This window comes from Bradyrhizobium sp. sBnM-33 (assembly GCF_032917945.1).
Lineage (GTDB): Bacteria > Pseudomonadota > Alphaproteobacteria > Rhizobiales > Xanthobacteraceae > Bradyrhizobium.
Window position 1 is genome coordinate 2,127,517 of record NZ_CP136624.1, and the last position, 25,832, is coordinate 2,153,348.

Annotated in this window: 15 protein-coding genes and 5 pseudogenes; 15 read left to right on the forward strand and 5 right to left on the reverse strand. The window is 59.3% G+C overall.

Features of this window, described 5'->3' with window-relative positions; genetic code table 11:
* Window positions 1-100 precede the first annotated feature (100 nt).
* From RX328_RS09890 to RX328_RS09915, 6 genes are all read left to right on the forward strand, one after another.
* Window positions 101-859, forward strand: coding sequence for an aspartate/glutamate racemase family protein (locus tag RX328_RS09890; protein ID WP_213255967.1), 759 nt, complete (start codon window positions 101-103; stop codon window positions 857-859).
* 251 nt (window positions 860-1,110) lie between these two features.
* On the forward strand, window positions 1,111-2,280 hold the full coding sequence (locus RX328_RS09895) for a M24 family metallopeptidase (protein ID WP_213255965.1): 1,170 nt from the start codon (window positions 1,111-1,113) through the stop codon (window positions 2,278-2,280).
* Between the two features lie 838 nt (window positions 2,281-3,118).
* Entirely contained in the window at window positions 3,119-3,370 is a 252-nt protein-coding gene (locus RX328_RS09900) for an ABC transporter permease (protein ID WP_249727142.1), read from the forward strand.
* A gap of 847 nt (window positions 3,371-4,217) precedes the next feature.
* Complete coding sequence (locus RX328_RS09905) at window positions 4,218-5,402, forward strand: M20 family metallopeptidase (protein WP_213255963.1); 1,185 nt, start codon at window positions 4,218-4,220, stop codon at window positions 5,400-5,402.
* Between the two features lie 292 nt (window positions 5,403-5,694).
* The gene (locus RX328_RS09910) at window positions 5,695-6,960 is read left to right on the forward strand and encodes a Glu/Leu/Phe/Val family dehydrogenase (RefSeq protein WP_213255961.1); all 1,266 of its coding nucleotides are present in this window, start codon (window positions 5,695-5,697) and stop codon (window positions 6,958-6,960) included.
* 571 nt (window positions 6,961-7,531) lie between these two features.
* Complete coding sequence (locus RX328_RS09915; protein WP_410734040.1) at window positions 7,532-8,155, forward strand: FAD-binding oxidoreductase; 624 nt, start codon at window positions 7,532-7,534, stop codon at window positions 8,153-8,155.
* 123 nt (window positions 8,156-8,278) lie between these two features.
* On the opposite strand, the gene RX328_RS09920 is transcribed toward RX328_RS09915, so the two are convergent.
* From RX328_RS09920 to RX328_RS09930, 3 genes and pseudogenes are all read right to left on the reverse strand, one after another.
* A protein-coding gene (locus tag RX328_RS09920) for an IS630 family transposase (protein WP_213255959.1) occupies window positions 8,279-9,222 on the reverse strand; the annotation gives its coding sequence in 2 pieces (ribosomal slippage) (window positions 8,279-8,884 and window positions 8,887-9,222; 942 coding nt in all).
* 411 nt (window positions 9,223-9,633) lie between these two features.
* The gene (locus RX328_RS09925; protein ID WP_213255957.1) at window positions 9,634-10,860 is read right to left on the reverse strand and encodes an IS91 family transposase; all 1,227 of its coding nucleotides are present in this window, start codon (window positions 10,858-10,860) and stop codon (window positions 9,634-9,636) included.
* Window positions 10,861-10,882: 22 nt separating this feature from the next.
* Window positions 10,883-11,542: pseudogene (locus RX328_RS09930) on the reverse strand (tyrosine-type recombinase/integrase); the annotation flags it as partial.
* A gap of 27 nt (window positions 11,543-11,569) precedes the next feature.
* On the opposite strand from RX328_RS09930, the pseudogene RX328_RS09935 reads away from it, so the two are divergent.
* The 6 genes and pseudogenes from RX328_RS09935 to RX328_RS09960 form a co-directional block, all read left to right on the forward strand.
* Window positions 11,570-13,765 (forward strand): annotated as a pseudogene (locus RX328_RS09935) (FAD-binding and (Fe-S)-binding domain-containing protein); the annotation flags it as partial.
* 365 nt (window positions 13,766-14,130) lie between these two features.
* Window positions 14,131-14,754, forward strand: a pseudogene (locus RX328_RS09940) (serine dehydratase beta chain).
* Window positions 14,753-15,311: pseudogene (locus tag RX328_RS09945) on the forward strand (L-serine ammonia-lyase, iron-sulfur-dependent, subunit alpha); the annotation flags it as partial. The pseudogenes RX328_RS09940 and RX328_RS09945, both read left to right, overlap by 2 nt.
* A 459-nt stretch (window positions 15,312-15,770) precedes the next feature.
* Window positions 15,771-16,796, forward strand: coding sequence for an NAD(P)-dependent oxidoreductase (locus RX328_RS09950; RefSeq protein ID WP_213255953.1), 1,026 nt, complete (start codon window positions 15,771-15,773; stop codon window positions 16,794-16,796).
* A gap of 655 nt (window positions 16,797-17,451) precedes the next feature.
* The gene (locus RX328_RS09955) at window positions 17,452-18,684 is read left to right on the forward strand and encodes a RidA family protein (protein ID WP_213255951.1); all 1,233 of its coding nucleotides are present in this window, start codon (window positions 17,452-17,454) and stop codon (window positions 18,682-18,684) included.
* A gap of 362 nt (window positions 18,685-19,046) precedes the next feature.
* The gene (locus tag RX328_RS09960) at window positions 19,047-20,111 is read left to right on the forward strand and encodes an ABC transporter substrate-binding protein (protein WP_213255949.1); all 1,065 of its coding nucleotides are present in this window, start codon (window positions 19,047-19,049) and stop codon (window positions 20,109-20,111) included.
* Between the two features lie 86 nt (window positions 20,112-20,197).
* Here RX328_RS09960 and RX328_RS09965 read toward each other — a convergent pair whose 3' ends face one another.
* Entirely contained in the window at window positions 20,198-20,431 is a 234-nt protein-coding gene (locus RX328_RS09965) for a hypothetical protein (protein ID WP_213255947.1), read from the reverse strand.
* Window positions 20,432-20,985: 554 nt separating this feature from the next.
* On the opposite strand from RX328_RS09965, the pseudogene RX328_RS09970 reads away from it, so the two are divergent.
* Window positions 20,986-21,929 (forward strand): annotated as a pseudogene (locus tag RX328_RS09970) (serine hydrolase domain-containing protein).
* Window positions 21,930-22,398: 469 nt separating this feature from the next.
* Here RX328_RS09970 and RX328_RS09975 read toward each other — a convergent pair.
* Window positions 22,399-23,730, reverse strand: a complete 1,332-nt coding sequence (locus tag RX328_RS09975; RefSeq protein WP_317258670.1) for an IS1182 family transposase — start codon at window positions 23,728-23,730, stop codon at window positions 22,399-22,401.
* 172 nt (window positions 23,731-23,902) lie between these two features.
* Here RX328_RS09975 and RX328_RS43410 point away from each other — a divergent pair, with 172 nt between their 5' ends.
* On the forward strand, window positions 23,903-24,253 hold the full coding sequence (locus RX328_RS43410; RefSeq protein ID WP_213255895.1) for a DUF6788 family protein: 351 nt from the start codon (window positions 23,903-23,905) through the stop codon (window positions 24,251-24,253).
* 2 nt (window positions 24,254-24,255) lie between these two features.
* Window positions 24,256-25,677, forward strand: a complete 1,422-nt coding sequence (locus RX328_RS09980) for an ISNCY family transposase (protein ID WP_213255893.1) — start codon at window positions 24,256-24,258, stop codon at window positions 25,675-25,677.
* Window positions 25,678-25,832: the final 155 nt, after the last annotated feature.

A 25,832-nucleotide genomic window follows, 5' to 3' on the forward strand; every position in this document is an offset into this window, starting at 1 on the left:
CATTATTTCTTGGCAAAACAGGACAATATGCAGAGCGGTCGGTGGCAAGCTGGCACCGGGCCGGGGGCGCCCCGCGTACAGCTCTGCTTGAGAGACAGCCATGGAAGAGCAAAATTCGACGAGAATTTTCGAAGGGCTGACGAGTCCGTCAAAGGTGGTTGCCCGCATAGGACTCATCCTGCTCTCAACGGACGAAGTGGGAGGTGATGCTTTTGTCTCTATAATGCCCAAGGATCGAGTGTCAGTCTTTACAACGAGAACCGCCTATGACCACAGCGGCGGCGGCTTCTCGCTGGCAACTTCCTTTGCGGATGTTGCCGACACGCTCCCGCCCGCCGGGCGTTTCGATGTGCTTGCCTTCAGTTGCACTAGCGGGACGGTTGCTTTGGGCATGAAAAGCCTGCTGTCGCAGCTTGCGAAAGCAAGACCCGGCGTCAACTATACCTCTCCTGCCGTGGCTGGCGTTGCAGCGCTGCGACAGTTCAAAGCACAGAGAATAGCGCTGCTCACACCCTATGAACCCAGGGTGCACAGGTCGTTCCTTCCCTTCTTTCGTGAAAACGGGTTCGAAATTACTGCCGACGGGACCTTCGCTAAGTCGACCGACGCCGAAATCGGCGAGTTGCGTCGCGAATCCATCTTCAGTGCGGCCAAAGCACTCATGCGTCATACAGCGCCGGATGCGCTCTTCATCTCCTGCACTGCCACCCCCGTGGTGCCGTACATCGATAGCCTGGAAAGGGAGATCGGCGTGCCGGTGGTCAGCAGTTCTCAGGCAATGGCTTGGGATGCGCTTCGTCTCGCTGGCTTTCGCGATCCCATAGCCGGGTTCGGGCGCTTGCTCGCCTCACCGCGCTGACATGCTTTGCTGCACCGACAGATCGTACGCGTAAGTATCGTTGACGTGACTTGAAGACTTCCATGATCGGAATCGACGCCATGAGGATGCACACAGGCTGGTCTCTGGTCACGTCCTCTCAATGCCGTTCGTACAGCCTCCGGCGCTCCCGGACGTCTACGGCGGTCCGGTCTGCCTGAAGCTTGAGCATTGCCAAGCCAAAGACGATTAAAAGTTAAACGATCCAACATTCAACAGAAGGAGCTAAGATCATGGCAATGCCAAAGGGCCCGCAAGCGTTTCCGCGTGCTGAATATCTGCGAAGATTATCCGCCGTTAAGGCAGAAATGAAACGACGCGAGGTCGATGTGCTGATGGTCACAAGTCCGGCCAACATCACCTATCTTTCCGGCTACACCAGCAAATCTGCTTATGTGCCGCAAGGTCTGATCATTTTCTTGAAGGAAGAGGAGCCGAGCTTCTTTACGCGGCATATGGATGCACCGGCGGCGATGCATCAGATGTTCATCGATAATGGTCGGGTCGTTGGCTATCCTGAGGCTCTCATTGCCAATCCCGAAATGGACGGCTTTGACGCAGTGATCGAGTTCCTGCATGATAAAGGCGTTGCCAGCGGGCGGGTTGGGCTTGAGAAGAAATTCATCTCGGTTCAGGCGGTCGAAAAATTCAAGACGAAAATGCCGAAAGCCACAACGGTCGATTTCGGTAACACCGTCCACTGGATTCGGGGAATCAAGTCCGATCTCGAAATCGCCGTGATGCGGGAGTCGGCGGCCATTGCGGATGCGGGGATGCTGCGAGCGAAACAGGTGATCCGGCCGGGGGTGAGAGAGGCCGATGCGGCGGCAGAGATCATTGCGACACTGGTGCGCGGCACAAATGGCAAGCCGGGCACGGATCTGTCTTCCTTCTTCCTGTGTGCTTCACCGCGTTCGGCCACCGCCCATATCCGGTGGGGCGAGGATATTTTCCGGCAGGGCTCGCAGATTAATCTTGAGTTTGGTGGTGTGCGTCATGGCTATATCTCGGCCCTGATGCGGACGTTCTCAATCGGCAAGCCTTCAGACCGCCTACGTAGAGTTCACGAGGGTGAGGTTGCCGGCTTGGAAGCCGCGCTCGCTACCGTAAAGCCCGGCGCGACCTGTGGCGATGTTGCCGCGGTTTTCAACACCACCCTGAAAAAGTATGGTTTTGAAAAAAAGTCGCGGTGCGGCTACGCCATCGGAATCGACTGGACAGAACCGACGGCCAGCCTCAGGGACGATGACCAGACGGTCCTAAAACCGAATATGACCTTCCACCTGATGCTCGGAAACTGGATCGACGAGGACTTCGGCTACGTCATCAGCGAAACATTCCGTGTTACCGAAACCGGCGCTGAGACCTTCTCCAGCCTGCCTCGGGAAATTTTTGAAATCTGATTTCGGGGCACAGGCGCCATAAACGAAAACGTCAGCCTGCAGGACCCCTGCAGGCTGCACTCGCTACAGGAACTGACACACCCTGGCCGGTGGGGGTGTCAAGCGACCTGCTATTCCAATCCGGTGGCGATATGAGGAAGTCGCCCCCTGTTGTTTTGCGGAGCAAGCCCCTCGCGAATCGCGATCCTCATAGCGTTGTAGCTAGCGGCTTGTTTCGCGACTTTTTTCCGATTTGGCTTCTGGTGCGGAGGGCTTCAGGATCTCTGAACGCTGAGCAACGCACCTGATCGGCCGGCGATCAGGCTATGCACTCGGTACTATCTTGACGCTAGTGAAACGGCCAAAGCCTGGTCCACGTGTGCCTGCTCCTGGGCATTGCCACAGTCATGCTCTCCATGGTCGGGCTTGATCTTTCAGATACGCAAGGTCGGAGGGTACAATTAGAACAGAAACCCTGGCGGAGCCCGCTACCTTCATGCGGCTTGTTGACGCGCTGCCCTGGCGGGCAAGCGCTGGACCGCCAGGCTCTACCTCGCCGGAGGCAAGACTCGCTGGTGGAAGATCGTCGGCACGGTATTCGTCGTACTCGTCATGTTCTACCTCCTGTTTCCCTCCTGGTCATCATCATGTCGTTCAGCGCCGAGCCGTTTCTGGAATTCCCACCTTCAGCACTTTCACTGCAGTGGTGCCTCTTTCTTCGACAATCCGTCATGGACCGACGCCGCCCGGGCCAGCATTGAGATAGGTGTTTCGGTCGCCACCCTGTCTACCATCGTCGGCGCACTCGCAGCCCACGGGTCTCAGCCGTACCTTTCCCCGGCCGTGCAGCGTGCTGACCATGGTGATGCTGACGCCGATCACCTTTCCGAGCATCGTCGTCGGAATCGCCGCCTATCTCGGACTACTCAATCTCGGACTGATCGGCACGAAGACCGGCATCGTCCTGGCCCATAGCGTCGGCTCAATCAGCTGCTATGTCGTCGTGATCGTCTCGGCGATTTTGGCCAATTTCGATCGGCGGCTGGAGCAGGCGGCAAAGAGCATGAGGGCCGGGCCGCTGCGGACCTTCATCAGAGTAACGCTGCCCTGATTATGCTGGGCATTATTGCCGGGGCCGCGTTCGCGTTTATCCGTAGTTTTGATGAGGTCGTCACAACGTCGCTGGTAAGCGGCCTCTCGATTCGAACTCTGCCCCTCTGAACATGTGGGAGAATATGCGCCACGAGATTGATCCGACGATCGCGGCAGTGGCTTCGATGCTGGTGCTTCTGCCCGTGCTCTGGCTGGTTGCCATCTATGTCACATGATGGCGGTCAAGGCCCAGCGGTCAGCGCGCGCTCCCGGCTCCCGCGGCCGGCAGCCTTCCAGGAGTATCCAGGGCGGGCCTCGATCGGCGGTGTAAGCCACTCCTGGCGCCGGTGCATCACCATGCTCGTCCTAACGCTCTTTGATATCAGGCTTGTTCTCCTCGCAGTCAGCATGGTCTTCGCTGTGATCGCCGGCATGACGCCCAGCCGCCCAGCGAAGTAGTGGCCGCTTGCGATCGCTATCGATTGTTTTAACAGTCGAGGGGCGTCTCGCTCGCAGCCGACCGCCATAAAAACGAGAAACGAAGTCGCAGCCGAGGGTTTGGGTAACGTGATCGAGAGAGCCTTCGTCGGTCCCGGCTGCGTGCAGCCGCTTCGGGCTGCGAGCTGTCGGCGACAGATCTGTGATCGCACCGAGTAGCCAAAGCAGACCACTTTTCCTGCTGCCATGCCGTTAATCCTTGCGCGTCGATGCGGGTCGCCGTTCACGATGAAGTCCTGCACGGAAGAAGGAAAACCAGCCGAATGTATGCGCATGAGGCGCAAAAGTTGGCCAATTGTCTTCTTCGAGCTAGGATAAGTTTCATGTGTGGACGGCCGATCAGCGGCGCGGACGAAGGATTCAGGCCAATGAGCACACGCACGAACAGTTTTTTATCGGATGCCGAGCGCGATGCTGTGATCGAGCTTCGACACGCCATGCATCAAGAGCCTGAGCTCTCCAACGCGGAGTGGAAGACGCAAGAGCGGATCCGCGGCATACTGCAGCGCTTCGGGCTTGACGGCGCCAAGACTTTTCACAACACCGGCCTCTACGTCGATATTGAAGGTAGGGCCTCCGGCCCGCAACGGTCGATTGCGGTGCGCGGCGATATCGACGCGCTGCCGATCCAGGAAGCGCGCGAGGATCTCCCCTATCGCTCGCAAGTCAACGGCGTGATGCATGCCTGCGGTCATGACGTGCACGGCTCCATCGCGCTTGGTACTGCGCTCGCTTTCCACCGGCTGCGCGACAATTTCGCGGGTAAGGTCCGCGTCTTCTTCCAGCCGGCCGAGGAGGCGGAGCCGCTCGGTGGGCGTACGGTGCAAGAGGACAGGTTGCTGGACGGGTTTGACCGGGCCGTCGGCTTCCACGTCAGTCCCGGAATTCCCGCCGGCGTGTTCGGCGCGCAGGAGGGCGCTGTCACCAAATCCGCCGACCAATTCAAACTCACCATCACTGGCAAGATGGCGCATGGGGCATCGCCCCATAAGGGCGTCGACGCGATTGCCATCGCTGCAGCCTTTATCAACGAGGTGCAGAAGGTGGTTTCGCGCGAAATGCCGGTCGATGATGGCGCGGTCGTCACCGTCGGCACCATTCATGGCGGCGAGGCTACCAACATCATCTGCCCTACGGTCGTCATGGAGGGGACGATCAGGACCAGCAGCTCGGAACGTCGGGCGCTCCTGTCCCAGCGTGTGCGTGAAGTAGCCGAAGGAGTTGCTGCGATGCACCGCGGGCACGCCGAGTGCATCATTCGCACAGGCGAGCCTCCTGTCATCAATGATGCCGAAATGGTGAGGCGCTTCCGGCAACTCGTCCACGACACCGCCGGCCGCGATGCTTTCTTCAACGGCAAGAAAGAGATAGCAGGTAGCGACGATTTCGGCTTCTATGCGGCGTGCGTGCCATCAATCTACTTCTGGTTCGGCAGCGGAGCGCTGGGCAACGAGTCGTTGGTGCATACACCGACATTTGGAGCCTCCGATGACCTTATCATCCCGACGACGGAGCTCACCGTCAAATACATCCTCGATCTACTGAATTCCTGAGATCGCCTGGCAGTCGCCGACCCTGATTCAAGTCGACCGTGCACGGGCCGGAAAACACTCTGCTGTCGGCCGCGTGGAGAGATTTGAGGTGCTGTACGCCTTCGGCGTTCTGAATCTGTCACCAGTCGGTGTCGTCCTTGGGCCGTCGGCGGCGCAGACTCTAACCACCGCGCTCTCTTCCAATTCGTTCGTCGTCACGTTTCTCCCGCGACGGACGCTCACTGGCCGCCCCCTACGTGGGGCGGCCGCTTTTTCAATCCGTTCCTCCAATTCACACCCTGATCACGAACCCATGAGCAGATCAATCTATAGCGGCCCCGTCTTCGAAATGGCCAGACAGCAATTTGTGCGAGTTGCCGATCACCTGCAGATCCACGAAATGGATAGGGATCGACTGCTTTATCCCAAACGCGCGATTGCGGTTTCGTGCCCAATCCATCGGGACGATGGCCGGACGGAGGTGTTTCAGGGCTACCGGGTACAACATCACCTTACGCTTGGGCCAACCAAGGGGGGAACGCGGTTCGCGCCATCAGTGGATATCGGCGAAGTGGCCGCCTTGGCCATTTGGATGAGCTGGAAATGCGCGCTGGCCGGACTTCCCTACGGTGGAGCAAAGGGAGGGATTACCGTCGATCCTTACAAGTTGTCTCCACGTGAACTTGAAGCGCTATCCCGGCGTTACATGCAGGAGATGATTCCCTTCGTCGGTCCACACACCGACGTCATGGCCCCCGATATGGGCACTAACGAGCAAGTCATGGCGTGGTTTATGGACACCTACTCCATGTATCAGGGGCAAACTGTCAACGAGATCGTCACCGGAAAACCGATATCGGCCGGAGGTACACTTGGCCGCCGCGAAGCCACAGGACGGGGAGTCGCTTATCTCGTCGGTCGCGCGCTCGAGCACCTTGGGATTCCCGCGGGTGACGCCACCGCCATTATCCAAGGATTTGGTAACGTTGGATCAATTGCAGCGTATTCCCTCGCCGAAAGAGGCGTCAAAATCATCGGTGTCAGTGATCATACTGCTGCATACTACGATCCGGCAGCTCTCGACGTCGCCGAGTTGAAGGGCCACATTACTAGATGCGGGCAACTTGCTGGGTTCTCAAGTCAGAGCCTTATCGAGCCGTCGGAACTGTTGGTTCAAAAGTGCGATATTCTGGTACCGGCTGCAATCGAGCGGGTCATTACAGGCGAAAATGCAACCCATCTCAAATGCCGCATTCTAGCCGAGGGCGCCAATGGTCCAACAACGCCGGAAGCTGACTCGATCCTGCATGAACGAGGCGACGAGATCTTTGTACTGCCCGACATTCTCTGCAATGCAGGAGGCGTCATCGTCAGCTATTTCGAATGGGTGCAGGACCTCCAGCGGCTATTTTGGGAAGAAGCCGAGGTTTTCGATCGCCTCTACCGAATTCTCGAACGCTCTTTTCAGCAAACAATAACTCGCGCGAGACGCGAGCGCATCCCACATCGCATGGCGGCCATGGCGATCGGCGTTAACGTCGTGCAATCTGCTAAGAGGACCAGGGGCCTTTTCCCCTGATAACCCGAACCGGCCAAAACCGGCAATTGGCGCTTACGGATCGTGTTCCTCTTCATCAGCTCAGTCGTCAATGAACAAGATCTCTTCGAACGGAGTCGGTGCTCGATCGCATCTTCAATGACGGAATGGTTCATCTCTAGCGGCATTGGTCTCTGCGATTGTCGGATGCGATTGCGATTGGCGGCTCGTTGTCGATTTCGACCCCGACGGAAATAGCTTCCGACAGCACCAAAACGGCAGCCTTCCGCTCAGCGCTGAGACTGGTGGTCCGCGAAGAACCCGCCCTTCGGCTCGGGAAGAGGCGGAAGCCGGAGCAGGCAAGTTAATTTCATTTGCGCGCGCGCGGACTGGAGAAGATGCGGACCCCGAGGTCTGTCCCGTCACTTAGCCAAAGTGCGATGATCCGAAAATTTCTCCAGGCTTCTCCCCGACCGAGAACCCGCCTTCGGGTAGTCGCGCGGGACCATGCGCATTCCGTCGCGCGCCTGGAGGCGCCTACAACTTATACGAACTGATAATGAGCGGACATCAGGCCAGATGGCCTGGTTAAGGCGAACAAGGTCTCGAACTGATGAATAGCCGGCCATCCCGATCTCACTTATTGCCAGCCCGCGATCTGGCCTTTGAGTCCTTGCTGAAAAATGCAATCGAGGGCGAAATTCAGTTCGACGATTTCACGCGTGGGCGCTACGCCACCGACGCTTCGATCTATCAGATCATTCCAAAGGGCGTCATTTTCCCGAAGCATGAAGCTGATCTCGCCGCAGCGCTGAAGATTTCCGCCGACCATGGCGTTCCGGTGATTGCTCGTGGCGGCGGCACCTCGCAAAATGGGCAGCCGATCGGAAGCGGCCTCATCGTCGATATGTCCCGCAACTTCGGCGGCATTCTGGATTTTGATCGTTCGTCCCGCACTGTCAGAGTGCGACCCGGCACGGTTCTCGATACGCTCAATACTTTCCTGGGTAAGCAAGGTCTCTTTTTTCCAGTCGAGCCCTCCAACGCGAGCCGCTGCACGATCGGGGAATGTGCGGCAATAACTCCTCCGGCGCCCGTTCCTTACGTTACGGCAAAACGGTCGACAATGTCCTCTCCATCGAGGCGATGTTCCACGACGGCGAGCAATTTGCCCTCAGCGCTCAACCGCTTTCGAACAACGTATCGACGCGTACGCGGCAGCTCATGGATCGGATGATACAACTTGCCCAGGATAATCGCCTGGAAATCGAAACGAGGTTTCCGAAGGTCCAGCGCCGCGTTGGCGGATACAATCTCGATGAACTCCTGCCAGAGAGGCCCAACCTAGAGCGTGATGAGTCTAGGTTTGGTCATAACCGGCGTTGGCGAAGTAATTGGCGCATTCGGCCGGTGATACGGTGTCGAGGATTGGAGCGATAGCATCGTAGACGGCCTCGGTGGTTCGCTGCGCGGCTTTGCGCAGCCAGTGTTTGAACTTGGCAAAGAACTGCTCGATTGGGTTGAGATCTGGCGAGTATTTCGGCAGGTAGAAGAGTCTTGCGCCGGCGGCACGGATGACGCGACGCACGGCGCGGGCCTTGTGCGAGCCAAGATTGTCCATGACCACGATGTCGCCGGGCCGCAGGGTCGGAACCAAAACCTTCTCGATGTAGAGAAGGAAGGCTTCGCCGTTGATTGGCCCCTCGATGAACCAGGGAGCGGTGATGCGATCGTGGCGCAAAGCGGCCATGAAGGTCATGGTGTGCCAGCGGCCGTGCGGCACCTTGGCTTTGAGACGTTGACCACGCGGCGCCCAGCCCCGTAGCGGCGCCATATTGGTTTTGGTCCAGGTCTCGTCGATGAACACCAGCCGAGTGGGATCGATCCGATTCTGATACTTGGTCCACTGCATCCGCCGACGGGCAACATCGGGACGATCCTGCTCGGCGGCAATCAGCGTCTTTTTTTGTAACTGAGCTTCTCAGCGTGGAGGAACTCCCACATCGTGCGGTAATCGACCTTGAGCCCACGCACAGCGAGTTCGGCCACCAGCCCGCGCACGGTAAAATCCTTCCGGCACCGTTGCATCAGCCATTCGCGGTGCGGCCCCGCAATCTTCTTTGGCCTATAGCCGCCGATCTGGTCCGGCTTGACGCTGCCGGTCTCGTGGAAGCGCTGTACCCAGTTGATCGCCGTGCTGATGCCCACCCCAAATTGGGCGGCCGCCTGATGCCTCGACAGGCCGCCTTTGATGACAGCCTTCACCACCCGCTCACGAAGGTCGTTCGAATAGGGTTTTCCCATCCATGCTGGCCTCCTTCCCAGCCAGCATGTTGAATCAGAAGCCTTCCGATTTGGGAATCTGGAGGGTTCTGTGAGGTCGCGCTCACGCGAGGGCGCGGCAGGCGCTTATGACGCGACCTCATTGAAGCCGGATTGAACGAAGGCGCGGGAGGCTATGCGCGATTTTACGCTATGGGGATTGTTTGAGATCGCAAGGCCCGATCTGCTGGCTCGGCGCGTGAGGCAGAGACACGAGATGTGCGCATCGGGGAAGAGTTGAGACCAGACGCGCTTCGCCGGAGATCACGATAGACTTTTTGTTGCATCGGACGGTTGTTGTCGCGCAGTGTGACAGCACGGATTCGACATCGTCCGCGATGACGCTGGGAGCGGAATGACGAATGATGATCGTCGTGCACGGCATGACTTGGCTCACGATGTGTCGCATCGGAACGGTGATGTTCGAGGGCTGGAGCGGCTGAAGCTGTGTCGAAAGCGCTTGATGATGCGCATGACGCCACCACAATCGGGACAGGCGGGAACCTTGGGCCACGTCAGAGCGTCCGAATCCACAGGCGGCGGCTCGCCATCGTTTGGCGCTGTCCGCTCACGATCGAGAAGTTTGCGGCAAAGGGCGAGTTTGGCAGCGCGATGGCCGTTGGCCATGAAGCCGAAGTGGCGGATGCGATGGAAGCCATCGGGCAGCGTGTGAAGCAGGAAACGGCGGATGAACTCGTCGGGCGTGAGCTTCATGATCTTTGTCGCGCCGTTCTGGCGGTAGTCCTTCCAGGTAAAGGCGACGTGATCCTCGTCGAGTGCGACGAGCCGGCTGTTGGCGATCGCGACACGATGGGTGTAGCGGCCGAGATAGGCCAGGACCTGGGCGGGTCCGCCGAAGGGCCGCTTGGCGTAAACAACCCAGTTGACGCGTTGCATGGCTTTGATTCGACCAGCGAAAGCGTCGAGTTCGGCAAGAGATGCAAGATCGCCGAAGAAGCGCAAGGCGCCGGCGTTGAAGGCCGCGATCAGGCGTTTGAGAAAAAGCCAGCGAAAGAGCCGGGACAGCGGTTTGACGGCCAGGAAGAAGTTCGGTCGGCTGGCGATCCAGCGTGTTCCGTCAGGTGACAGGCCGCCGCCCGGCACGACACAGTGAATGTGAGGATGATGCGTCAGCGCCTGTCCCCAGGTATGCAGGACCGCGACGCCGCCGATCTCTGCACCGAGCCGTCGCGGATTGGCAGCAAGCGTCGTCATCGCCTCAGCGGCGGCCTTAAACAGGATGGCATAGACGACGGCCTTGTTCTGGAAAGCGATCGCTGCGATCGGTGTAGGAAGCGTAAAGACGACGTGGAAATAGGGAACCGGCAGCAGGTCGGCTTCTCGCGCGGCGAGCCACGCGGCTCGGGCTCGCCCCTGACACTTCGGACAATGCCGATTCCGGCAGGAATTATAAGCGATGCGTGTCATGCCGCAGTCGTCGCAAGCCTCCATGTGACCGCCGAGCGCCTCGGTTCGGCACGCCACGATCGCACTCATCACGCGCCGCTCGATCCGACCGAGATGACCGGCATGCAAACGGCGATAGGCGTCGCCATGCCGGCGCAAGATATCGGCAATCTCGATGGCGGGTCTGTGCGGACGGACGTCGGGGCGGGCCATAACCCGCATCCCGGACGCGTCGTCATCCCGGTGGCGTCACCTCCAGCGACAGGCGGTCGAGCGGGCTCTGCGTCGCCCGGATCGTATGGGTGGCGACCTGCGTGTAGCGCGCCGTCGACGACAGGTTATTGTGCCCGAGCAGAACCTGGATGATCCGGATGTCGGTTCCGTTCTCCAGAAGATGTGTCGCGAAACTGTGGCGCAGCGTGTGCAGCGTGACGCGCTTGGTCAGGCCCGCAGCCTTCACCGCCGACCGGCAGGCGGCATGCAACACGGTCTGATCGATTGGATTGTCTTCGTCGCGTCCCGGGAAGAGATAAACCCGCGGCCGGGCGAGCCGCCAGTAGGTGCGCAGGATGCCGAGTAGTTGGGGCGACAGCATCACGTTGCGATCCTTCGCCCCCTTGCCGTGGCGCACCTGGATGACACCGCGAGCACTGTCGATGTCTTCGATCCGCAGTCCCGCGACCTCGGAGGCCCTGAGTCCGGCCGCATAGGCGGTGGTGAGCGCGGCGCGGCTCTTCAGGCTGGACACTGCTTCGAGGAACTGGACCACTTCGTCGGCGCTGAGCACGACCGGCAGCTTGCGCGGTTCTCGCGCATAGGGAATGCGTTCCGGGATCAGCGCCTCGCCGAGCGTGACGCCGTAGAAAAACCGCAGCGCACAGACGATTTGGTTCAATCCTCAATCGATTCAAACTAGACCCATCCCGCTCTAGCGCATCTCCTGGTCGGATCTGAAGGAACCCTTGCAATCACGACCGCCGTCACATTGCAACTCTCGCCGTTGCCGGAGCGTAGGGTCATGGGCGTCTGCCATTTTCCCGATTTCCGTTTGGCCATGCAGACAACGCAGCATATTGTCGCCCTGAATCCGGTCGCGGTGGAATTGGTCGACAATAACGTGCTTGCTCTCGGCGCGGACATTCCAATATTCGTCAAGACACTGGACGACGTTACCCGGGGCAAGCCCAACTGTCTGCTGTTGGTCGAATTCGCAGGTAACGATCTTGAGGAGCTGCGCAACGATCTCCGGCGCCTGGACCAGTGCATGTCTGACTTCGGCTTGTCCGATTCCGTTGTCGATGTGACTGAGCCTTCCCGGCAGAAGTCCGTATGGGAAGTCAGAGAGGCATGTCTCAACATCATGATGTCGATGAAAGGCGACGGGAAGCCGATCTCCTTTATCGAAGATTGTGCCGTTCCGCTGGAGCATCTCGCGGATTACACCGATGCGGTCACGGACATCTTTGCGAAGCATGGCACCCGCGGCACATGGTATGCGCATGCTTCGGTCGGCTGTCTGCACGTCCGACCGATCCTCAACATGAAGGAAGACGATGGCCTGCGCAGAATGCGAGCGATCGCTGAGGAAACCGCCGATCTGGTTCGCCGCTTCAAAGGTTCCTTCTCCGGCGAGCACGGCGACGGCATTTCCCGCTCCGAATACATAGAACCGCTGTTTGGCGCGAAACTGACGCGGGCCTTTGAGCAGGTCAAGGACGGTTTTGACCCAGACAACAGGCTCAATCCGGGCAAGATCGTGCGACCGCTGCGCATGGACGACAGAAGCCTGATGCGTTTCAAGTCCGGCTATGCGGCGAGCAAGCCAACGTACACCGTGCTAGATTGGTCCGAGTGGGGAGGCTTCGGAGCCGCTGTCGAAATGTGCAACAACAATGGCACGTGCCGCAAGCTCGCCGGCGGCACCATGTGTCCTTCCTACCGCGCCACGAAAGATGAGCAGCACGTCACTCGTGGGCGCGCGAATACACTTCGACTGGCGATCTCAGGGCAATTGGGGCCGGGGGCATTCACGTCTCGAGAGATGAAGGAGACGATGGATCTCTGCGTCTCTTGCAAGAGCTGCAAGCGCGATTGCCCGACCGGCGTCGACATGGCTCGCATGAAGATTGAGTTCCTTCATCACTACTACGGTCGCCACGGCCTGCCCCTTCGCGAGAAGCTGATCGCCCATCTGCCGAGGTATGCTGGTTTCGCGTCGCGAATCGCGCCGTTGATGAACCTGCGCGATCGTATCCCGCTGCTCGCCCGCCTCTCGGAGAGATATCTCGGCTTCTCGGCCAAGCGCAGCTTGCCGAAATGGCGTCACCCTTGGAAGGAAAAGGGGAGCCTTGCCAAGCCGGAGAATGTCCTGGACGATGGTCGCGACGTCGTCCTGTTCGGCGACACCTTTAACCGGTATTTTGAGCGCGAAAATCTCGAGGCGGCCGAGCACGTGCTGGCCGCGGCGGGATATCGCATGCATCGCGTGGCAGCACCCGGCAGCAGTCGACCCCTCTGTTGCGGACGAACCTATCTCGCTTCAGGACAGACGGACGCCGCTCGCGGCGAGGCACAGCGGACGCTGAACGCGTTACGACCTTTCGTGGAGCGCGGCGCGCGAGTGGTCGGTCTCGAGCCTTCTTGCATTTTTACCTTCCGCGACGAAATGAAGGCGCTGCTTCCTGGCGAAGGATCTGCTTTCATTCAGGGAAAGGCGCTTTTGTTCGAGGAAATGGTTGCAGCCGACCTTGAAGCCGGCAATATTGACCTGCGGCTCAGGAATCTCGAAGGCAAAGTCGTGCATCTCCACGGCCACTGCCATCAGAAGGCTTTCGCTACGATGGGTCCTGTCGAAACCGTACTGCGCAGCATCCCCGGGCTTGAGGTCAGATCGATTGATGGATCCTGTTGCGGAATGTCCGGAGCCTTCGGATTTACGGCCGAAAACATCGACGTCTCGATGAAGATGGCCGAACTGTCGTTGCTTCCAGCCGTAAGACAGGCCGGCGGAAATGATTTCATTGTCGCTGATGGCACAAGCTGTCGTCACCAAATTCATGACGGAGCAGGTCGTGAAGCGATTCATGTCGTCCGCTTGTTGGAACGTGCGCTTCCTTGAGGTCCGGCCGGCATGCTGACGAGGACTTCCGATTCGTTAATCAGCCCGTGGCCGAGCAAACCAGGCGGCTTTGTTCGCGACTTGCTGACATGACCTCCACCTGGATGTAGCGCGATCATTCAGGGACGCGAGCCTTAACGGAAGGCCGGAAGAGAAATGCCTGCGCAGCTGCCAATAAAGTCCGACGATCTTGGCTTTGAGAAGCTGGAGTGCCTCGTATGATGACACGGAATCTGGATTTCACGCCATCCAACCTGCTTGTTCGTTCCTTTCGCGGGGACGGCACGAACAGAAGGTTGCCGCTAGGCGTTCTTGAGATGTTCAAGATCGGAATTGGACCGTCTTTGTCCCACACCATGGGTGCGATGAAGGCTGCAATGAGTTTTGTCCGCGCGGCCTCAACGCCATACAGGAGGAGAAGCTCGATAGAATTGAAATTACCGCTTTAGACTGGCAAGGGACACGCAACTGACAAAGCGCTGGTCCTTGGCCTGTCCAGCGAAACACCTGATCATATTGATGCGGATGAGGCGAGCAAGCTCTTTGACCGGATCTGTAATTATCGTTTGATCGAGCTGAAGAGCGGGCGCAGAATTTGCTTCGAGCCAGACACGGATATCATCTTCGACAGGAAGCGTCAGTTCGACCGACATCCGAACGCGATGGAGTTCAAAGCCCTGGACGCAAACAAATGCGTAGTCGCATCCGACGTATGGTTCTCGATTGGCGCCGGGTTTATCGAGCGATTCGGAAGTGAGATGCAGAAAGAAATTGGCGAATATTCCTGCGGATTCGATTTTCAGTCGTCGCGTGATCTTCTCGACCTGTGTCGACTTCATTCCTGCACGATTGGCGAAATCGCCATGGCCAACGAACTTGCCCGGCCTAGCGAGCAGCAGAACGTGGCCCGTGCCGTCTTCGCTCAGCTCAGCAATTCACGCCTGGGGAACCAGCCATTCGATTACATCTCTTTGCGATCACCGTTATGAAGAGAATGCCGCTGGAGGCCGCGTGGTCACCGCTCCGACCAACGGAGCCGCCGGCGTCCTGCCTGCCGTTCTACGCTACTACAGGGACCTGTCTGATGGCGCGAATCAGGACCGAACGCGGACATTGCTCCTTGTCGCAACTGCAATCGGGAGCATCATAAAACGCAACACGTCCCTTTCGGGCGCTCAGATGGGCTGCCAGGGCGAGGTCGGCTCGGCCGCGCCAATGCCGAGCGCCGGTCTCGCTGGGCAGAACGAACGAGCAGATTGAAAACGCAGCCGAGATCGCGATTGAACATCATCTCGGCATGACGTGCGATCCCATGGCGTGGCTGGTTCCGATTCCATGAATCGAGCGCAATACACTTGGTGCGATCGAGGCTTTCAACGCGGCGAACCTGGCTCTCGCAGGGGATGGTACGCATCGGGTTTCGCTCGACCAGGTCATCGAGACGATGCGCCAGACCGGCGCAGATATGCTCGACAAATATCGCGAAACTTCGCGTGGCGGCCTGTCCGGAATGTTGAGCGTGTCTCTCAAAAGGACTGCAAATTGATCACAAAGTAGGCCCAGATCAGGGGTCTTCGATCGAAGACAAGGTGTGAGTAGCACGATGGGCTGAGTCGGATCGTTTCCGGCGGCGTGCCAGGTCGCAGCTGGCACGTTTGCCACCAGCACTTTCACTACCCGCTTCTGCGCCGGTCTGAGGCACCAGGGGCCAGACGGGAGGTCGCAGGTTGAAACCGGCGAGCTAACAGCGGCACCTGACAATGTTTAGGCAGAACGTACTGCCGTCCGCCACAGGCCGGTGATCGCGGCATCAGCCAAGTGGCCTACTGGTAGCTTTGCCGCGGGAAGCTCCGTTGTCTCGCAGAAATTCGCTCAATGAGCCAAGTTTTGCGCGGTAAAAAATCGCCTCGCGCGCGTAAAGTGAGATCATAATGAGGGAGTGAAGCGAGCCTCCTTTTCAATTCCTTCAGACCCTCAGGAAACCTAGCTAGGGGAAATGGCACCAATGAAGGTACTATGCTTTTGGTACGCGACAGAAGATGAGATTAATTACATAAAAAAGGCCATGCCGCCTGGTACAGAAGTTGTAGCCCCAAAAGGGGATTATCTCTCCCGGTTTGATTGCGCCTACTCAGATGTCAAGCACCTCGTCGTCGACGCTGATGCGATCATTGCCTTGAGCGTCCCGCAAGGTGCCCTGGAGCTTGCAAAAAAACTCAAGGTGTTTTCCTGGATGCATTCTGGCGTGGACGACCTGCGCCAGATGGGCGTGCTATCCCTGTTTAGAGAGCGCGGCGTGAAACTTGCAAATATTCGCGGCGCCAATGCGGTTGCGGTTGCGGAGCAGGCGATGATGTTCGTGCTTGCCCTCGCCAAGAAAACACTTTTCAAGCATCAAGCACTTCAAGAGCGAAACAAGCCCTTCCCGTTATATGCCGATGAGTATCGATCGGCCATGCTGCATGGTCGTACGATGGGGATAATCGGCCTTGGAAATATCGGCAGCCGCGTAGCCAAACATGCAAAGGGATTTGATATGCATGTTCTCGGAGTCCGTCGCAACAAGGGCAAGCCGGTAGAAAATGTAGACTCAGTGCATGGTCTGGACGAACTGCATTCCGTGCTTGCAAAATGTGATTATGTCGTTCTGGCAACTCCCAACACAACGGAAACCTATCAATTCTTTGGCGCGGCCGAAATTGCGGCAATGAAGCGGGGTTCCTTTCTGGTCAACGTCTCGCGTGGGAACCTGACCCAGGAGAAGCCTCTCTATGAGGCGCTTAAGTCCGGTCATTTGCGCGGCTTCGCAGCAGATGTCTGGTGGAGCTATGGATTTGGGAGCGCCTTTCCAGCCGGCTCGGGTTCACGCCTGAAGGTTCACATGCTTCCGAATGTGATCGGCTCCGATGACCAGGCTGCAAACGCCGATGACGTGCTGGAACGAAATATCGAGTGGGGTACTCAGAACCTGGCGGAGTTTGCGGCCGGAAAGCCGCTCACCCGGGAAGTCAACCTGGATCTGGGTTACTAGACTGAACATGCGGTCCACTTGCCCTGATGTCGGCTAGAGGGGCCTTGAAAGACTGCAGTTCGTTCAGGGATTGCTGCGTAAGGCAATCCCTGAACATTCCGCACAGAGTGGCGCGCGGCAGTTCTGTCCCGGCATCGACTGCAGGCAACCACCTTGCGAAGGATGTGGATGCCCTGAACGCCCGCCTGTTGTCGCCATCCCCAGGATAGCCTGCAGGAAAATCACAATCCATTCGTTGTTCGCTACTGTTGCACCGGATTAGCAGTGCGCTGTAGCCGAAGACCTTTATTCGCAGGTGTTGCGCTGCCGAAAACGGGCTGAATACGCTCGCGGTGATCTTGTCGTAGCTCAACAGCCATCAAATTCCTGATATGTGGTCGCTACCGAATTCAGTTCAGCCGTGATGGCTGTGCCGCACCAAGGTTAAGTGACAATTGCGCACTACCACCGCTGATCTCCCGAGCAGCATGCGAGACGACTCAAGCCATACGAGTGCGATGTTCGATTTATGAAACGGCCCCCAGCTTTTTCAATGAGTTGCGGCACTTCAGAAAACGTCTTTTCAATCATGAGAGCCAAGATAACCTTCGCCTAAGTCGACCTGAGCCGACTGGTCTCATCAGAAAAATCTTACGTAATGAAAGTTGCGGGACACATGGACAAGACGGCACCTACCTTCTGGCATCTGCCAATCCCGCACACGCACCATTTGTCCGCCAGCGCAGGCGCGTTGAGCTTCGTCGGCGGCGCCGGCGATTTCGACGCAACGGGACGGATTCGCAATCCCGGCGACCTCGACAGGCAAATCGAGGGCGCGATCGCGAACGTGGCGGAGGCGCTCGCCGTGGAATCCTGCGGCCTCGATGATGTAGTGCGGCTCAAGGCGCATTACACCGCCGATCGCGACGACTGGGAGGTGATCGCGGCGCTGGCCCGCTTCTTCAAGGCAGACCCCATGCCTGCGATCAGCACCGCGCCGGAGCCCTTGCAGCCTTTCTCAGGCCAGACAATTCAGATCCAGGCCATCGCCCAGCGCGGCTGGCGGACGCACTCCGATGTCCGAGCCGTGCCGCGCCCGGTGCCGCCGCAGAGACAGGCTCTGTTTGGCGGCCGAACGGTCACCGCTGGCCTGCGCGCGGGCGAGTTCATCGCGGTGGCCAACCGCACAGCGGAGGACGCCGACGGCACGATGCAGCATCCCGACGACGGCGTGGCCCAGAGCCACTTCATCATGGGGAAACACGCCGAGACGCTTGCCGCGCTCGGGGCTTCATTCCAGGACTCCGTCAAGATGGAGGGCTATTATTTCGGCACTACACGCGAGCAATGGGCGCCGCTTGCCAAAGCGCGGATGAGCCACTTTCGCGAGCCGGGGCCGGTCGCAACGGTCGTTCCCTGCCACCGCCTCAATCCAAAGAAGGCTCTGACCAAGGTCGAGGTCATGGCCATGCGCGAGCTGTGGAACGGGTTCGACAAATACATTCCGCGCGAGGACCATTGGCCCAAGCGCGTGTGGGACTGGGTTTTCCCTACACCCTACCGTCAAGCCATCCGGCTGCGCGATACGGTGTGGCTCGGCGGCCAAGTGCCCTCGCGTCCCTACAGCAACACAGGACTGCGCGTCATGGACGGCCAGCTCATGCCCCAGACCCGCTTCACGATGAGCTATATCGAGGACCTCCTGCGCCCATTCGGCCGGGCGCCCGCAGACCTCAAGCTCATGGTCTGCTATTTCACGTCGACTGGTACTGAGGCAGAGACGGTCGCTTTCGCCAAGACTCTCGCCGATTGCGTCGGCGGAGCACTTCCGCCCATGACGATTGTGCCGAAGCCCATGATGCACACCGAAGGCAACACCGTGGAGATCTGGGGCGTGGCGCAGGGCTGAGCGCTTCCGTCGGCCGGGAAAGGAGATCCTTAAGCGGTTCGTTGCCCGTCAGAGGAAGCACGAGATTGATACGGTCTCGCGGCATTTCCGACGCCCTCTCGTTCTTCGCGATTAGCAGCGGGGAGGGCGGCGCACGAGCGACCGGGTGCGAAGGCGATCGGAAAAATTACGCGGGCGCGGCGCAGCGGAAGGTATTTATCGAGCTGGCGCGGCGGGAGGTCGCGGAGCCTGTAGTGCCGCACGGGAGGGCAGCACCGAGGAGTTGCGCGGCGTTCGACCGTTTCGCGGGTGACACACCAGCGGCGGAGTGTTCAGGAAGGCCACCCTATTTCCGGGATGGCATTGCAGGGAGGAAGGGGACGATGCGGAAGTCATTCATACTGGTCGGTGCTCTGGCTGTGAGCAGCCTGGCAGCGGCGGCGCTTGCGCCGGCACGACCCGCCTTTGCGGGGGATCAGCTCACGATCACCGGCTGGGGCGGCGCGTATCAGGTGAGCCAGCGCAAGGCCTATTTTGAACCGTACGCCAAGCAGACCGGCGCAAAGATCATCGAGGAAGAGTACAACGGCGAGATCTCGAAAATCCGCGCCATGGTCGAATCCAGGAGCGTCAGTTGGGACGTCTTCGACATCTCTTCGCGGGCGGCCATAGAGGCCTGCGCCGAGGGTATCATCGAGACGATCGACTGGAACAAGCTGGGCCTCGACCGGTCCAAGTTCACGGGCGCGGACAAGTACGACTGCGCCGTGCCATCGATCGTCTACGCCACGGTCCTCGCCTACGACAGGGACAGGCTGCCGAATGGCCCGAAGATTCTCGCCGACCTGTTCGACACACAGAAATTCCCCGGCAAGCGAGGGCTGTACAAGAGCCCCGTCTACAATCTCGAATGGGCGCTGGTCGCTGATGGCGTGGCCATCAAGGACGTCTACAACGTTCTCCGCACGCCCGAGGGCGTCGACCGCGCCTTCAGGAAGCTCGACACGATCAAGAAGGATGTCATCTGGTGGCAGGCCGGCGCCCAGGCGCCTCAGCTTCTCGCCGACGGTCAGGTCGTGATGACCTCGGCTTGGAACGGCCGGCTCTATGACGCGATCAAAAACTCCGGCAAGCACTTCGAGATCGTGTGGGACGCCGCGGCACTGGACTGGAACTTGTGGGCGATTCCCAAGGGCAATCCCCGGCTGGACGCCGCCTACAAGTTCATCATCTTCGCCAGCTCGCCAGCGGCACAGGCCGACCAGACCCGTTATATCTCATACGGGCCCGCTAATAAGGACGCGATCGCGCTCGTTGTTCCCGCGGTCCTGCCGCACCTGCCCACCGCGCCCGACCATATGGCCAATGCCCTGCTGTTCGACCCCCTCTTCTGGGGCGATAGAGGCGAAGAGCTGCAGCAGCGCTTTACCGCCTGGCTCGCGAAATAACGCGAAATGAACGGCGCGAGGGGACTTTCCGTTCCCCTCGCCGCCTCCAGGCAAGTCGGTCTCACCCCTCCTGGGGAGGAGCGATGTCAAGCGAACAACTTCAACGTGGTCATGAGCAACATGTCTGCATTGAGTAGTGCCTTCGATCGGCTGTCGAATTTCGGGAAGAAGTTGATAGCGCCGACCGTCTGGAGTCTGTCGATGCCGAACCAGCGCGGGTGTGTTGAGCTTTGTGGCGGCGGCAATTTCCGGCTAACGACAACAAGGCGTTGGGCGCCATGGATGGAGGCGATCGCCGGCCGTTGCGCATTCTCACGCATCGATTTGCTCGAGAGGAAACAGCGAGGGGCGGTTTTGTGGACAATAAGCCGCGTCAGCGCGCCAGCGGCCTTGCCAGGATCGCCGTTACCAACACTTGAACTGAGTTATTGGCCGAGAAAGGAGTTGGTATAGCTACTGCCAACGAGATCGAGCTATGGCGCGCGGTTCTCGGCCTTTCCCTCAGATTCAATGAGGAGCCTGTCGAGAATTCCGCCTCACTTCCAAGGTCGAGCCTCACGCTTTCCGTATCGTCATCCCCATCCCACGAGCACCCAGGAGCCCACCATCATGTCTGCCGCCGACACGGATCCCGAAAAAATGGGCTGGATGACGGGTTTTCCCCCGTCGGCAGACCGCACTGTCAGCTTCCACAACAGCTCGTTCCGCAACTTTCCCGAACTGCGCTGGGCCTGGAGCAACTTACGTCAGCTGGTGCCGAACGTGAATGTGTGGCGGGGAGGAGGCCCGGGGTCGGCGCTGCCGCTTGCCGGGCGCGACATCGGCGGATCGGCGTCCGGTCACCATGGACGGCCGTCCAATGACTTTCGCGCAGATGCTGCAGGAGACCTACACCGATGGAATAGCGGTACTGCACAAGGGCAAGCTGATCTACGAGCGCTATTTCGGCGCGCTGAAGCCACACAAGCCCCATATCGCCATGTCGGTGACCAAGTCGTTCACCGGCACGCTGGCGGGCATCTTGGTAGCCAGGCGCCAGTCGTGGAGTACGTTCCGGAACCGAAACCCAGCGCGTTTGGCGATGCGCGGGTGCACGAGGTCATGGACATGACCACTGCGCTCGCCTACACCGAAGTCTATACAGATCCGGGATCTGGCGTGTGGGCACTACGCCGGGCCAACGGTATGGCACCGCTTGAGCCAGGCTATACCGGGCCCACAACCAATTTTGACTTTCTCTGCGCGCAAGAGAAAGAAGGCGAGCACGGCCGTGCCTTTGCCTACAAAACCATCAATACCGACGTGCTGGCCTGGATCTGTCGGCGCGCCAGCGGCCTGACGCTCTCAGAGCTCCTATCCGACCGCATTTGGCAACCCATCGGTGCTGAAGAAGATGCGCATTATACCGTCGATCGCGTCGGCACCGAGAGCGCTGGCGGCGGGCTCTCTACCATGCTGCGTGACCTCGCCCGCTTTGGTGAGACCATGCGTAACCACGGTCGCTTCAATGGCCGGGAGATTGTGCCAGCTTCGGTTGTTGAAGACATCGCGCGCGGTGGCGACCCCGAGAAGTTCAAGCCTGCCGGCTACACGATACTGGCCGGCGGCTCCTATCGAAATCAATGGTGGGTGACCCACAACGAGCACGGCGCCTACCTGGCGCGAGGCATTCACGGCCAGGGCATCTATATCGATCCGGCTGCAGAGATGGTGATCGCACGTTATGCCTCGCATCCAACTGCTGCCAATGCCGCTAACGATCCGGTGACACTGCCTGCTTACATGGCGCTGGCGAAACAGCTGATGGACGAAGGATGAGGTGAGGGGAAACTCAGTGCCAAACTAGGAATCGCGAAATCCTTCAGTATATCGAGCGTCACGTAATCTCTGGCGCATGCGGTACATAGGAACAATTGATTGGCTTCTCTGCAGATCCAAGAGAGCCGGAACTAAGATAGCCTGCAACCGGCATTCCTTAGAGTCGAGTGCAGCGCATGCTGTCGTGAATAACTTCTTCTGGTGCGCACTGCCGGCGGCCATCGCTCATTATCCCATTTGGTTCGATCGTGGTTTGATCTGCTGGATATGCCCCTTGACGCTGATCTCGGCTGGGACCTCGTCGCTCAGCGGCGAGATTCTGGAATCCTGCGCAATGGCGCCTGGAATTGCTGGATTTCTGTACGAGGCCCCCTTTCCGTCGGCAGCTTGCGCCGTCTTTCCGACTAAAAACTGCTAGGAGCCTGTCCAGTTAGCATCGGGAAGCCGGTTTTATCCGAATGATAGCGGCTCATGCGGCCCTCGCCAGCTTGACGAGGTTGTGAGCGGTGCAAATCAGGGCCCATTCGGGCTTCACTTTGTCGATGCCGCGCAGCAGGAATTGCCTGAACCCTCTTGCCTGTTTGATCTGTCCGAACACGGGTTCGACGATCTGCTTACGCAAGCGGTAGCGACTTCGGTAGCCGGCGCGCTTGAGCTTGGTGCTCATCTTGGCGATCAGCGAGCCGGCTCTTGAAGGCTTTTCCGCGGTGGCGGACTTGGTGCCGTGCTTCTGCCTTCCGGTGGCGATGTAGCCCTCGATGCGCCGCCGTTTGATCGTGCGAAGATTGGCGTCGGAGCAGTAGCCGGCGTCGGCCGATACTTCGTCGGGATTGGTCCCCAGATTGGCCCTGATCCCGTCGAGCAACGGCGCCAGTTGCGCCTGATCGCTGGAGGAACTGGTCAGCGTCTGCGCCACGATGATCTGATGGGCACCATCGACCGCGGCCTGGGCGTTGTAGCCCTGGATGTAACCGTCCTTGGTCTTCAGGATGCGGCTTTCCGGGTCGGTGAAATTGCGTTGTGCCTTGCCGTCGGGCTCCGTTTTCGTCGGCGTCTTGCCGCTCTTCTTGCCGCCTTCGGCGACGCGACGCTCCTCGGCCCGCGCCTTGCGTTCCACCTCGGCTGCGGCCTTGGCTTCGGCCTCCAGCGCGGCCTTGGCCTCGCGGATCTTCTCAAGCCGCTTCTGCTTGTCGGCCACCCAATCGGGCATCTCGTCGCCGCGCTTGTCGCCGTAGAGCTTATCCTCCTGCGCATCGGCAGCCTCGGCGGCCTTGAGCCAGCGGTCGACCTCCGCTGCAAGCTCCGCTTCCCGCTTCTTCATGCGATCATAGCTCATCGCCTTGTGCTTGGACGCGTTCGCCTTGATCTTGGTGCCGTCGAGCGCAACGTGCCCGAGCTTCACCAACCCGGCCTTCTCGGCCAGCTTCAACACCTGCACGAACAGGTCGGCCAGCGCCTTAAGATGCCGCCGCCGGAACTCCGAGATCGTGCGGAAGTCCGGCGCATCGCCGGCCACGATCATCATGAAATCCGCCCGCTCCACCGTCGCCCTGGCGATCCGCCGCGACGAGTAGATGCCGCTCGCATAGCCGTGTAGAAGCAGCGCCGTCATCATCCGCGGATCAAACGGCGGCTGACCCAGCCCGCTCCGGTAGCTGCCTAGGATCGCCGATAGATCAAGGCTTTCCTTGACCAGCGACACGATCAAACGCGAAACGTGGTCCTGCGGCACATAGTCCTGCACGCTCGGCGGCAGAAGCTGGACCTCGTCGATCTTCCAGGGGCGAAATTCCTTGCTCATGGCCACGCAAGGAATCAGACTCGCACCCTCTTGACCAGTCACTACTCAGACAGGCTCCTAGCTAGTTTCTGTCGCGAAAGACATTTCGCCCTTTAAAATAAGGGCTTATCTCGCGATTTTCGAGCACGTTTTTTTCTTGCGGCGCACATGTGCATAGTATCACATTTGACATATGAAGCATGTTGATTCGGAATCGCCTTCGGATGTCGCGCTCTGGCTGCGAAGCGAATCGACGAATCTTTGGCCTGCGCTTCTGGGCTCGCTGAGCCTGCGTCGTAGCCGGTGCATCCGCAAGAATTGCCCGGCGTGCCGGTCTGGCGAACAGCATCAAAGTTATGTGCTCTACGGTCGCGCGAATGAGCGTCGCGTTGCCGTCTACGTGCCGGAAGAGCTTGTGCCGGAGGTTCAGCGTAGCCTGGACAACGGGCGCGCTCTGCAGGATCTGTTGCACCAGGCGGCGCCGCGATACATCAAAGCGTTGAAGCGAGAGCGCGCCGAAGCCAAAAAGAGCGATGAGGGCTGAGCGTGTCCCGGACAGCGGAGCGGCAGGTCAGTTTTGCCGATTTTGAGCTGGTACGTCAGGGCCTGTGTCTTGAGCCGGTGCTGCAGACCATTTCCGATTTTCTGGACGACCAGAAGGACATGATCGAGCAGGTCCGCCGCGATCTGACGCGGGGTTTGAAGAAGGCCGAGACCGGTCGCAACGGCCTGACGCCACAACAGGTGTTGCGCTCGCTGGTTCTGATGCGCGTCAAGAACTGGAACTATGGCGAATTGCGCGAGCGGATTGCCGACGGATGCACACTGCGCCAGTTCACCGACTTCTATTGTCTGCCTGTGCCTCGACATGACGCATTCAACCGTGGCTTCAATCGGCTGACGCCCGCGACGCTCAAGGCGATCAATGATCTGGTGGTGCAGGCGGCAGTCGGGCTCGGTCTGGAGGACGGCCAAAAGCTGCGTGTCGACACCACGGTGGTGCAGACCGACATTCACCATCCGACCGACAACACGCTGTTGTGGGATGTTGTTCGCGTCGTGACGCGCCTGATCGGCCGCCTTGCCGCGGCGCTGGGACGCCGGCGTATCAAGAGTTTTCGGGATCGGACGCGATCGGCGCGGCGTCGGATGCAAGAGATTCAGCGGATGACCTCAAGGCAGCGCCAGCAGCAGCAGACCGGGCGATACCGCGAACTCATCGGTATCGCCGAGGAGGTTATCGAAAGCGCTCGAACCGCGCTCCGGCAGACCCGCAAAGCGCGTGGCACAGATATGATCAGCGAACCGGCAATCGCCGAGATGCGCAAGGAGATTGAGCACTTTTGTGACCTGGGAGCCCGTGTGGTCAAGCAGTCGCGCCGCCGTGTGCTCGATAGCGAGCAAGTTCCGACTGCCGAGAAGCTCTATTCGATTTTTGAGCCCCACACGGACCTGATCAAGCGCGGCAAGGTGCAGACGCCGATCGAGTTCGGCCACAAGGTCTTCCTCGCCGAAAGCGCGCGCGGCCTGATCACGCAGTATGAAGTGCTGGACCGCAATCCTGTCGACGAACAGCATGTGGTCATCTCGCTGGAACGCCACAGACAGACCTTCGGCGACGTCCCCAAATTATATGGATCGGATCGTGGCTTCTTCAGCGAGAAGAACGTGATGTCGTGCAAGCAGGAAGGCGTCAAGGTGGTCTGCATCCCAAAACGGGGCGGCATCAAAGCGCCCGAGCGCGAAGCCTATGAGAAGAGCCGGGAGTTCAAGGACGGCCAGCGCTTTCGCGCGGGCATCGAGGGGCGCATCTCGGTGCTATTCCGCGGCCGTGGCATGAAGCGTTGTCTCGCCGAAGGTCGCGAGCGCTTCGAGCTGTGGGTCGCAGCCGCCGTGCTCGCCAACAACCTGATGAAGATCGCAGCTCTGTTGGCCGAACGATCGTCGCGCAGACGAAAAGCCGCCTGACAACATCCCCCAAGTTCGTTTACGGCGGAAAGATATCCGCCAGTGTATCTTGCAACCGAACCCGCCCCAATGGGCGCTTAATGACATAGCGACGAAAATCGGCGTCCAATTGCCCCGGAAAATGCCGGCATCCGACATCAGTTCACCCCGGTTTT